Origin of the sequence: Achromobacter insuavis, from assembly GCF_902859645.1 — a bacterium.
In the GTDB taxonomy this organism is placed as follows: Bacteria; Pseudomonadota; Gammaproteobacteria; order Burkholderiales; family Burkholderiaceae_B; genus Achromobacter; species Achromobacter insuavis.
On the sequence record NZ_CADIJR010000128.1, the window covers coordinates 1 to 10,641 of the forward strand.

Below are 10,641 nucleotides of genomic sequence, written 5' to 3' on the forward strand. Positions count from 1 at the left end.
CGGGCCGGCCGCGGGCGTCGCGGCGCGTGCGCCCGCCGCGGCGACAGACTCGCGCGCCGTCACGCCTGCACCGTCTCGGTCCGCGTGTAGGCGTCGGGAAAGCCGAAGCGCCGCAGGCCGCCCGCGGCCTCGATGGCGCGCTTGACGTAACGGTCGTCGACCAGCTCGGCGGCGGCGCGCGCCGGGTCCAGGTTGGCCAGGAAGCCGCGGTCGGCCTCGATCAGCGTGTCGCGCAGGCGCCGCACCAGTTCCTCGGTGTAGCTGGGGAACGGATACGGCTGGAAGTCGATGCGGCGCTCGTCCCAGCCGGCGTGGCGGATCGCGCCGCTGGCCAGGTATTGCTCGCGGTCCGAGGCCGGCGGCGCCAGCACCTTGCTCAAGGCCGGCAGGCCATGCGGGGTGTAGCGGTTGATGCCTTCCTTGGACAGCAGCCTGGCGGTCTCCTCGCGGTTGTCGCGGATCCACAGCTGCGCCTGGACGATGGCGTCGACCACCTTCTGCGACCACTCGGGCCGCTGCTGCAGGTCGCGCTCGTGCATGAACACCACGCAGCAGGCGTGGTTGCGCCAGATGTCGCCGGTAAAGCGCAGCACCTTGCCCACGCCCAGCGTCTCGGCCACGGCGTTGAAGGGCTCGGCCACGATGTAGCCGGCGATGCGGTTCTGCGCCAGGGCCGGCGGCATGTCGGCCGGCGCCATCACCACCAGGTTGACCTCGTTGGCGGCCGGCGCGCCGTCCTTGCGCGACACCGGCGCCAGGCCGTTCTCGCGCAGCAGGTACTGCAGCATCACGTTGTGGATGGAATACCAGAACGGGATCGCCACGGTCTTGCCGCCCAGTTCCTTGACGCTGTTGATGGCCGGCGCCACCGTCAGGCCGGAACCGCCGACGTGGTTCCAGGCCACCACCTTGGCCGGCACCTGGCTGCCGAAGCGCGCCCATACCGTCATCGGCGACAGCAGGTGCACCACGTTGACCTGGCCGGAAATGAAGGCCTCGATCACCTGGGCCCAGCTGCGCAGCAGCGTCGGCTTCTCGGCCTTGACGCCGGCCTTGTCGAACAGGCCATTGTTGTGCGCCACCAGCAGCGGCGCCGCGTCGGTGATCGGCAGGTAGCCGATGCGCACCGGCGCGTCGGGCTCGCTCTGCGCCCGCGCGTTGAAGGCCGACAGCAGCGGCGCGGCGCCGCCCACCGTCAGCAGGGCCGAGAGTTTCAACCAGTCGCGACGCGACATGTGTTCAAGGCACATCGATAGACTCCTTGGCGGCTTGGCCGCGTGCGACCCGCAGCGCATCGCGCAGGCGGGTCAGGATTTCCAGGCGCAATGCGCCCATTTCCGGCAACAGGTCGGCGCGCGGCTGCGGCAGGTCCACCGGCCACACGCCCAGGATGCGTCCCGGCGCGCCGCCCAGCAGCACGATGCGGTCGGCCAGCAGCAGCGCTTCGTCGATATCGTGGGTGATGAGGACGGCGGCGGTATGGAAGTCGGCCACCACCTGGCGCAGCAGCGCCTGCATGTCGCCGCGCGTGACCTCGTCGAGCGCGCCGAACGGCTCGTCCAGCAGTAGCACCGCCGGCTGCCGCGCCAGGCAACGCGCCAGCGCGGTGCGCTGCGCCATGCCGCCGGACAGCTGCGCCGGCCGCAGGTGGCGCGCGTGCGACAGGCCGACCTCGTCGATGGCCTGGTCGATCCGCAGCCGGCGTTCGGCGGCGCTCAACCTCGGCTGGTGGGTGAAATCCAGGCCGAAGGCCACATTGCGTTCCAGCGACAGCCAGGGCAGCAGGCCGGGATCCTGGAACGCCACCGCCACGCGCGGATGCACGCCGGCCAACGGTTCGCCCTCCATCAGCAGCGTGCCGGCGCTGGCCGGCTGCAAGCCCGCCAGCACCCGCAGCAGGCTCGACTTGCCGGCGCCGCTGGCGCCCAGCACCGCCACCACCTCGCCCCGGTCCAGCACCAGGTCGACGTCCTGGAATACGTCGGCCGGCGCCTGCGCATAGCGCAGCGCCAGGCCATGCGCCTGCAACACCGGACGCGGCCGCGCGCTCATGCGGCGCCCTCGGCCGCCAGGCGCGCCTGGCGCTTGGCCAGCTCGGTCTTGAGCTGCACCAGGCTGGGGGTGACGATGGGCAGGAAGGCCGCCTCGCGCCAGCGCCGCGCAAAGCCGTCGCCCGCCGGCTTCAGGTAGGCCGCGCCGCCGCTGGCCTGCAATTCGAGCTGCACCGCCTGGCTGGCGATCTCGGCCAGCGCGATGCGGCTTTCGAACAGCAGCCAGGGTTCGGCCACGAAGCGTTCGCTGCGCACGCCGTCGACCAGGCGCGCGGTCACCTCGTCGAGCTGCCGCGCCAGCGCCTGCAACGGTTCGCCGAGGATGCCGCGCGACGCCTGGCCCTGCCCGGCTTCGGTGGCGGCGCGCAAGGCGCGCCGCGCCAGGCCGATGGACAGGCCGCATTGCAGCCCGGCAAAGGCCGGCCGCGCCTGCGGCAGGTACTGGCGCGCATCGGGATGGATCAACCATTGCGGATCGATGCGCACGCCGCGCACGTCCAGCGCCGCGGTGTTGCTGGACTGCAGCGCCAGCAGCTCCAGGTCGGCGCTGCGCGTCAGGCCCTCGATATCGTGCGGCAGGGCCACCACGGCCGGCGTGCCGTCGGGGGCCGAGACGGCCGCGGCCACCAGGAAGCCCTGCTTGCGCAGGTTGGTGACCCACGGCATGCGGCCGTCCAGCACCCAGTGCGCGCCCTCCTGGCGCGCGCCGATCTGCAGCGACTCGATGCCGCTGAGGAATTTCATGGCGTTCGACAGCGCGGTGGCGCCGGCCACCTCGCCCGCCAGCAAGGGCGCCAGCCAGGCCTGCGACAAGGCCGCATTGGGGCTGCGCAGCAGGTATTCGATGAAGACGCGCTGGCCCCAGGCCACGAAGGCCGCGGCCACGGAATGCTCGGCCACCCGCGACACCGCCTCGATGGCGTCGCCGATGTCGGTGCCCGGCGCGCCGCCCTGCGCGGCCGGCACGCCCAGGCGGAATACGCCCGCCGCGGCCAATTGCGGCAGGACCTCGGCGGCGTCGTGGCTGCCGTCATCCAGCGCGCCGGCGTGGGTGTCGAGCCAGGCGGTCAGTCCGGGCGACAGTCGCGGATCCGGCTGCCGCGCCGTCATTGCGCGCCGCTCCAGGCGTAGGCGCCGAGCTGTTCGTTCAGCGGCGTCTGCGCCAGGTTGTTGCCGAAATTGCAGATCGTCGCCAGCCCCACGCCAACGATCACTTCCAGCGCGTTGCCGTCGCTGTAGCCGGCCTCGCGCAGCGCCTGCAGCTCGGCGTCGCTGACGCGGCCACGGGTGCGGATCACGGCTTCGGTGAAGGCGGCCAGCGCCTGCAGGCGGGCATCGGGCAGCGTGCCCTGGGCGCGCAGCGCGTCCACCACCTCCGGCGACAGCTTGGCCTTGTTGCGCGCCAGCGCGGTATGGCCGGCGACGCAGAAGGTGCAGCCGTGGCGGGCGCCGGCCACCAGTTGCACCACCTCGCGCTCCTGCAGCGTCAGCCCGGCGCGGGCATTGATCTGCGACAGCGTCTGGTAGGCCTCCAGCGCGACCGGCGCATTGGCCAGCACGCCCAGCAGGTTGGACAGGTAGCCGGCGCCTTGTTCGGCGGCGGTCAGCGCGGCGCGGGTGGATTCGGGAGCGCTCTGCGCGGTGTGGACAGGCAAACGGGCCATGACGGTCTCCAGAAGACGATCAACGAAAACTCGATTGTGCGGGCGCCCCGCCCCGCGCGACAATGCACGGGGATCGCAAGCTGATGCTCGATCTTATCGACTTTCAGCTATGCGCTTATAACCAGGCGCCCTGCGTATCATCGCGCCAAACTGATCCGGTCGCGCCGCCATACCAGCGCGGCCCGATCCCTTGCCAAACTGCCTTCGCCATGCCGCCCTCGCCCGCCCCGAACGCCGATCAAGCCGCCGTCGACGCCCTGTTGCTGTCGAGCCTGGAGGTGCAATCCAGCTTGTATCACCTGGGGCAGTATTGCGGCAATTGGTCGGCCAGCACCAGCGGCCGCGCCCGCGCCAGTTTCCACCTGATCCTGCACGGCCGCTGCCGGGTCGACCTGGGGCCGGGCCAGGCGCCGCTGACCCTGGCGGCCGGCGACGGCATATTCTTCCTGCGCGACCTGCCGCACACGCTGACGCCGCTGGATGCGCCCGCCGCGCCGGTATGCCGCGACATGCGCCCGCTGCTGCCGCGCCAGGCCGACGGCACCGGGCTGGCCTGCGGTTTCTTCCAGTTCCGCCCGGGCCTGGCAGACCTGGTGGCCGAGACGCTGCCGGACGTGCTGGTGCTGCGCGCCGACGATGCCCGCTACGCCAGCGCGCGCGGCGTGTTCGACCTGATCCTGGGTGAGACCGCGCGCGATGGCGGCGCTTCCGAGGTGGTGCTGGAGCGGCTCACCGACATGCTGATCTTTTTCATGCTGCGCCACCTGGCGATCCATGACCGCCAGGCCCACGGCCTGTTCGTGCTGGCGCGCGATCCGGCCATGGCCGGCTTGCTGCAGGCGATCCTGGCGCGGCCGGCGGATCCCTGGAGCATGGACGACATGGCGCGCCACGTGTACATGTCCAAGGCCACCTTCCATCGCCGCTTCACGCTGCAAAGCGGCACCACGCCGGCGCAATTGCTGCAACTGCTGCGCATGCGCGTGGCGCGGCGCCTGCTGGCGCAGGGCGCCGCCATCGCGGACGCCGCCGAACGGGTCGGCTATCGCTCGCAGGCGGCCTTCAGCCGGGTGTTCCAGCGCACCGAGGGCGTGGCGCCCTCGGCCTGGCGGCGCGGCGGCGCCTGAGCGGAGCGCGCCCAGGCAGGCCGCGCCTCAGGACAGGCCCAGCAACAACTCCGCCAGCAACTGCGGATGGGTGATGTGGGCTTCGTGCGGGGCGGCGATGTCGACCCAGTTCCAGCCCGGCTGCGACTTCACCAGCTGGCGCGACTGCTCCAGCACCGGCAGCTCGGGCTGGGTGCAATGGATGTAGGTGCGCGGCCGGCCGTTGCCGATGGGATGCTTGAGCGTCAGCGGCGTGGTGTAGCTGGCCAGCGGGTGCGGCGTCAGGCGGCGCTTGACCCAGGCCTCGTCGGCGCTGCCCGGCTTGAAGCCCCAGGCCGCGGGCAACGGCTCGGGGATCGGCACGGCCAGGCCGTTGGTGGCCTTGGAGGCGGCCGCGATGCGGGCGTCGGCGTCGGCCTTGGGGTACACCGAGAACGCATCCTGGCCGTTCTGCAGCACGATGGAATCGAAGTACACCAGGTGCGCCAGCCGCTCCGGAATGCGGTCGGCCACGCCCGAGATCGGAATGCCGCCGAAGCTGTGGCCCACCAGGATCACGTCGTTCAGCTCTTCGCTCTGGATCACCTGGACCAGGTCCTCGACGAAGGTGTCGATGGTGATGCCCTTGTGCAGCAGGTGGGCGCGGTCGCCCATGCCGGTGAAGCTGGGCGCGTAAACGCGATGGCCGGCGGCCTGCAGCCGGTCGGCCACCGGCCGCCAGCACCAGCCGCCATGCCAGGAGCCGTGCGCCAGCACGTAGGTCTTGGCGCGGCCGGCGGCCGGCTTGGCCGCGATGGCCGGGGCCGCCGCCAGGGCGGGCAGCCCGGCGGCCAGTTGCAACAGGGTCCTGCGGGAAATCATGCTCATGCCATTCACACCTGCGCCAGGGCCTGGTCCAGGTCGGCCAGCAGATCGTCGATGTGCTCGATGCCGATCGACAGGCGCACGGTTTCCTCGCGCACACCCGCCTTCTGCAGTTCTTCCGGATTGAGCTGGCGGTGGGTGGTGGACGCCGGGTGCGTGGCCAGCGACTTGGCGTCGCCGATGTTGACCAGGCGCGTGAACAGCTGCAGCGCGTCCTGGAAGCGCGCGCCGGCTTCGCGGCCGCCCTTCACGCCGAACGTGAACAGGCCAGGCGCCTTGCCGCCCAGGTACTTGCGCACCAGCGCGTGGTCCGGGTGATCCGGCAGGCCGGCGTAGTTGACCCACTCGACCTTGGGATGCTCGCGCAGGTAGCTGGCCACCTTGACCGCGTTCTCGACGATGCGGTCCACGCGCAGCGCCAGCGTCTCGATGCCCTGCAGGATCTGGAACGAATTGAACGGCGAGATCGCGGCGCCGGTGTTGCGCAGCGGCACCACGCGGGCGCGGCCGATGTAGGCGGCCGGACCGAAGGCTTCGGTATAGACCACGCCGTGGTAACTGACATCGGGTTCGTTCAGGCGCTTGAAGCGGGCCTTGTGCTCGGCCCAGGGAAACTTGCCCGAGTCGATGATGGCGCCGCCCAGGCTGGTGCCGTGGCCGCCCAGGTACTTGGTCAGCGACTGCACCACGATGTCGGCGCCGTGCTCGATCGGACGCAGCAGGTACGGCGACGGCACGGTGTTGTCGACGATCAGCGGCAGGCCGTGGCGGTGGGCCAGCTCGGCCAGCGCGGCGATGTCGGTGATGTTGCCCAGCGGGTTGCCGACCGATTCGGCGAAGATGGCCTTGGTGCGCTCGTCGATCTGCGCCTCGAAGGCCGCCAGGTCGCTGGGGTTGGCGAAGCGCGTGGTGATGCCGTACTGCGGCAGCGTGTGGGCGAACAGGTTGTAGGTGCCGCCGTACAGCGTGCTGGACGAGACGATGTTGTCGCCCGCCTCGGCGATGGTCAGGATCGCGTAGGTCACCGCGGCCTGGCCCGAGGCCAGCGCCAGCGCGGCGATGCCGCCTTCCAGGGCCGCGACGCGCTGTTCCAGCACGTCGGTGGTGGGGTTCATGATGCGGGTGTAGATGTTGCCCGCCACCTTCAGGTCGAACAGGTCGGCGCCGTGCTGGGTGTCGTCAAAGGCATAGGCCACGGTCTGGTAGATCGGCACGGCCACCGCGCGCGTGGTCGGGTCCGGCTTGTAGCCGCCGTGCACGGCGATGGTTTCCAGCCGCCAATCGGGCTTCTTCGCTTCAGTCATGTAGTGCTCCTCAAATGCGTTATCGGTAATGGAATCAAGCGGCGAACCCGCGCGCGGCGCGCAGGATGCGATCGATGTCCCCATGATTGTTATAGGCGCCGACGGACAGGCGCAGGTAACCATACTCCACAATGCTGGCCACCACGCCCTCGCGGGCCAGGTGCGCCAGCGCCGCGGCCGGATCGGCCACGCGCAATGCGGTGGTGGTGCTGCGCAGCGCCGCGTCGGCCGGCGATACTACCTGCAGGCCCTGGGCGCGTAAACCGTCGCTCAGGGCCGTGGACAGTTCCAGTACCCACGGCTCGATGCGCTCGGGCCGCGCCCATTCGATCAGGTCCAGCGCCGCGGCCCAGCCGGCGATGCCGGGATAGTTCAGGTTGCCGGTCTCCAGGCGGCGGGCGTCGCCCGCGTCGGACACGCCCACCTGCCATTGCAGGCCGGTCTTGTCGAGCGTGGTCACTTCCGAAGGGCCGACGTACAGCGGGTCGAGCGCGTCGAGCAGGCGCGGCGACACGTGCAGCAGGCCCACGCCCAGCGGCCCCAGGAAGCCCTTGTGGGCGCCGCTGGCGAACGCGTCCACGCCCCAGGCGTCGACCTCGGCGCGCAACAGGCCCGCGCCCTGGATGCCGTCGACCACCAGCCAGATGCCGCGCTCGGCGCAGCGCCGGCCCAGTTCGGCGATGTCGGTGCGCAGGCCGCTGCCGTATTGCACCCACGAGACCGCGATCAGGCGCGTGCGCGCATCGACGTGCCGCCACAGGTCGTCGACCGTATAGCGGTGCGCGCGCGACGGCGGCACCCGCACCTGCACGCCGCGGCGGCGCAGGTTGAGCCAGGGCAAGGCGTTGGTGGGATGTTCCTGGTCGTCGACCACCAGGTTGTCGCCTTCCTGCCAGGACAGGCCCTGCGCCACGGTGTTCAGGCCCTCGGTGGTGTTCTTGGTGAAGGCCAGCCGGCGCGCGTCGCCGCCGATCAGCCGCGCCAGCCGCGTGCGCAGCGCGCCGGCATCGCGCAGCCATTGCGGCTTGTCGCTGCGGGCATGGGTGATGCCGTCGAAGAAGGCGGCCACGCCCTCGGCCACCTTGGGCGCCAGCGGGCTGGTGTAGGCGATGTTGGCGTAGGCCTTGTCGCGAGTGATGGGAAACCATTCCCGGAATTCGTCCTGCCAGCTCATGCGCAACCTTCTTCAATCATGCAACTTGGTATGGACGGATTCTAGGTATATGACGGCAATTTGGATAAGGCTAAGTTCTCATAACCATATGACGATACAGTCGCTCGCGACGGCGATGCGCAGCCCTAGAATTCATGCCTTTCTTGCATACTTCGAATACGGGAACGGCATGCGGTTGATCTCTCTACTCAAGACCGCCGGCGTGGCGGCGGCGCTGGCACATATGGCGTTGTCCACGGCGAGCGCATCCACGGCGGGCGCCACGGTCGACGCCATCAAGAAGCGCGGCGAACTGGTGTGCGGCGTGAGCCAGGGCTCGGCCGGCCTGTCTATCGCCGACAAGCAGGGCCGCTGGACCGGCCTGGACGCCGACCTGTGCCGCGCGCTGGCCGCGGCGGTGCTGGGCGATCCGGAGAAGACGCGCTTCGTGCCGCTCAGCTCGCAGCAGCGCTTCCCCGCGCTGCAGGGCGGCGAGATCGACGTGCTCAACCGCAACACCACCATCACCTCCAGCCGCGACGCGGGCCTGGGCATCGTCTCGGCCGGCATCGTGTTCTATGACGGCCAGGGCTTCCTGGTGCCGAAGAAGCTGGGCGTGAAAAGCGCCACCGAACTGGACGGCGCGCAGGTCTGCGTGCAGCCCGGCACCGTCAACGAACAGAACCTGGTCGACTACTTCAAGAAGCAGAAGCTCACCTACCGCCCGGTGGTGATCGAGAACCTGGTCGAGCTGGAGCAGGCCTTCTACGCCGGCCGCTGCGACGTCTACCTGTCGGATGCCTCGACGCTGGCCGCCAGCCGCGCCGCGCGCGCCGCCAATCCCGACGACTTCGTCATCCTGCCCGAGCGCATCAACAAATCGCCGCTCGGCCCCTTCGTGCGCCAGGACGATCCCAACTGGACCGCCATCGTGCGCTGGACCGTGAACGCGCTGGTGGCCGCCGAGGAACTGGGCATCACCTCCCGGAACGTCGACAGCCAGGCGCAGAGCACCGATGCGCAGGTGCGCCGCCTGCTGGGCCTGGATCCCGGCATCGGCAAGAGTTTCGGGCTGGACGAGGGCTGGGCCCGCAACGTCATCAAGGCCGTCGGCAACTACGGCGAAGTGTGGGACCGCAACCTGGGCGCGGCCACCCCGCTCAAGCTGGAGCGCGGCCTGAACGCGCAGTGGAACCGGGGCGGCCTGCTGTATTCGCCGCCGTTCCAGTAAGCCCGCGCGATCGCGTGGACGCATGACGCCGCCAGGCGGGCCCCCGGGCCCGCCCGTGGCGTTTTTTCCTTTCTCTTTTCCTCATTCGCCGGCGCCGGCCGGGACCGACATGATCGCGATTCATCCCACGCCATGGAGCGCCGCCTGGCGGCGCTGGCTGCCCCTCGCGGCCTGGACGTTGGGGCTGGCCGCCCTGGCCGCGTTGTTGCTGCTGCACATCGAGGCCACGCAGGCGGCGCGCGGCATCCGCGGCGGCTTCGGCTTCCTGTTCCAGCCGGCCGGCTTCCGCATTTCGGAAAGCCTGCTGCCGGTGACGCCCGACGATCCCTACTGGATGTCGATCGCCGCCGGCCTGGTCAACACCCTCACGGTGGCGCTGGTGGCGATTCCGGTGGCGACGCTGCTGGGCATCGGCCTGGGCCTGCTGCGGCTGTCTTCGCGTCCGCTGGCCGCGCGCACCGCCGCCCTGATCATCGCGCCGTTGCGCAACACCCCGGTGCTGCTGCAATTGTTCGTCTGGTATGGCCTCTTGCTGCGGCTGCCGGACGCGCGCCAGGCGTGGTCGCCATTGCCCTCGGTGCTGCTGTCGAACCGCGGCCTGGCGTTGCCGGCGCTGCACGGCTGGCTGCCCTACGCGCTGGCGGCGGCGGGCGCCCTGCTGCTCGGCTGGCGCCTGCGCCACCGCCTGGGCCGCGCCGCGCCCTGGGCCGCGCTGGCGGCGACGGCGCTGGCCTGGGCATGGTTGCCCGGCGTCACCGTCGACCTGCCCGTCAGGCGTGGCCTGGGCCTGCAGGGCGGCTGGCAGCCCAGCATCGAATTCGCCGCGCTGGTGATCGGCCTGGTGGTGTTCCATGCCGCCTACATCGCCGACATCGTGCGCGCCGCGGTGCGGGCTGTGCCGGTGGGCCTGGTGGAAGCCGGCCAGGCCATGGCGCTGACGCCCTGGGGCGTGCTGCGCCACGTCGTCGCACCCTATGCCGCGCGCGTGGCCCTGCCCCCCTATGCCAACCAATGCCTGGCGCTGGTCAAGAACAGCACCCTGGCCATCGCCATCGGCTACCAGGAGCTGATGGCCGTCATCAATACCGCCATCACCCAGACCGGGCTGGCGCTGGAAGGCATCACGCTGGCCGTGGCCGTCTACCTGGGCCTGGCCCTGGCGCTGGGCGGCGCGCTGTCGGCCTGGAACGCGCGCCACGCCCGCCACGGCCCCGGCGACAGCCACGGCGCGCGCCTGGGCGAGCGGCCCGCGCTGCGCCTGCTGGACC

Annotated in this window: 10 protein-coding genes; 3 read left to right on the plus strand and 7 right to left on the minus strand. The window is 70.8% G+C overall.

Annotated elements, in window-relative coordinates; all coding sequences use genetic code 11:
- Positions 1 to 59: 59 nt before the first annotated feature.
- The 4 genes from H0523_RS30490 to H0523_RS30505 are packed head-to-tail and all read right to left on the minus strand — an operon-like array spanning position 60 to position 3,715.
- Positions 60 to 1,250: an ABC transporter substrate-binding protein gene (locus tag H0523_RS30490; protein ID WP_054460937.1), complete on the minus strand. Its 1,191-nt coding sequence runs from the start codon at positions 1,248 to 1,250 to the stop codon at positions 60 to 62.
- Positions 1,240 to 2,052: an ABC transporter ATP-binding protein gene (locus tag H0523_RS30495; RefSeq protein WP_054430580.1), complete on the minus strand. Its 813-nt coding sequence runs from the start codon at positions 2,050 to 2,052 to the stop codon at positions 1,240 to 1,242. The genes H0523_RS30490 and H0523_RS30495 overlap by 11 nt, the downstream gene beginning before the upstream one ends.
- The gene (locus H0523_RS30500) at positions 2,049 to 3,161 is read right to left on the minus strand and encodes an acyl-CoA dehydrogenase family protein (protein ID WP_054430581.1); all 1,113 of its coding nucleotides are present in this window, start codon (positions 3,159 to 3,161) and stop codon (positions 2,049 to 2,051) included. Before H0523_RS30500 ends, H0523_RS30495 begins: the two co-directional genes overlap by 4 nt.
- Complete coding sequence (locus tag H0523_RS30505) at positions 3,158 to 3,715, minus strand: carboxymuconolactone decarboxylase family protein (RefSeq protein WP_054430582.1); 558 nt, start codon at positions 3,713 to 3,715, stop codon at positions 3,158 to 3,160. Before H0523_RS30505 ends, H0523_RS30500 begins: the two co-directional genes overlap by 4 nt.
- Before the next feature lie 209 nt (positions 3,716 to 3,924).
- On the opposite strand from H0523_RS30505, the gene H0523_RS30510 reads away from it, so the two are divergent.
- On the plus strand, positions 3,925 to 4,842 hold the full coding sequence (locus tag H0523_RS30510; RefSeq protein WP_054430583.1) for an AraC family transcriptional regulator: 918 nt from the start codon (positions 3,925 to 3,927) through the stop codon (positions 4,840 to 4,842).
- Between the two features lie 27 nt (positions 4,843 to 4,869).
- Here the strand turns inward: H0523_RS30510 and H0523_RS30515 are convergent, their stop codons facing one another.
- From H0523_RS30515 to H0523_RS30525, 3 genes are read right to left on the minus strand one after another with little or no spacing between them, the layout of a single operon-like run.
- Complete coding sequence (locus H0523_RS30515; RefSeq protein ID WP_024068963.1) at positions 4,870 to 5,688, minus strand: alpha/beta fold hydrolase; 819 nt, start codon at positions 5,686 to 5,688, stop codon at positions 4,870 to 4,872.
- A 5-nt stretch (positions 5,689 to 5,693) separates the two neighbouring features.
- Complete coding sequence (locus H0523_RS30520) at positions 5,694 to 6,989, minus strand: O-acetylhomoserine aminocarboxypropyltransferase/cysteine synthase family protein (RefSeq protein ID WP_054430584.1); 1,296 nt, start codon at positions 6,987 to 6,989, stop codon at positions 5,694 to 5,696.
- A gap of 34 nt (positions 6,990 to 7,023) precedes the next feature.
- Positions 7,024 to 8,163, minus strand: coding sequence for an aminotransferase class V-fold PLP-dependent enzyme (locus H0523_RS30525; protein ID WP_054430585.1), 1,140 nt, complete (start codon positions 8,161 to 8,163; stop codon positions 7,024 to 7,026).
- A 169-nt stretch (positions 8,164 to 8,332) separates the two neighbouring features.
- Here H0523_RS30525 and H0523_RS30530 point away from each other — a divergent pair, with 169 nt between their 5' ends.
- Positions 8,333 to 9,373 (plus strand): amino acid ABC transporter substrate-binding protein, encoded by a 1,041-nt coding sequence (locus H0523_RS30530; RefSeq protein ID WP_054430586.1) that lies wholly within the window; start codon positions 8,333 to 8,335, stop codon positions 9,371 to 9,373.
- A 109-nt stretch (positions 9,374 to 9,482) separates the two neighbouring features.
- Positions 9,483 to 10,641 (plus strand): ABC transporter permease subunit (locus H0523_RS30535; RefSeq protein ID WP_180180267.1); only part of this gene is annotated, 1,159 nt, incomplete at its 3' end.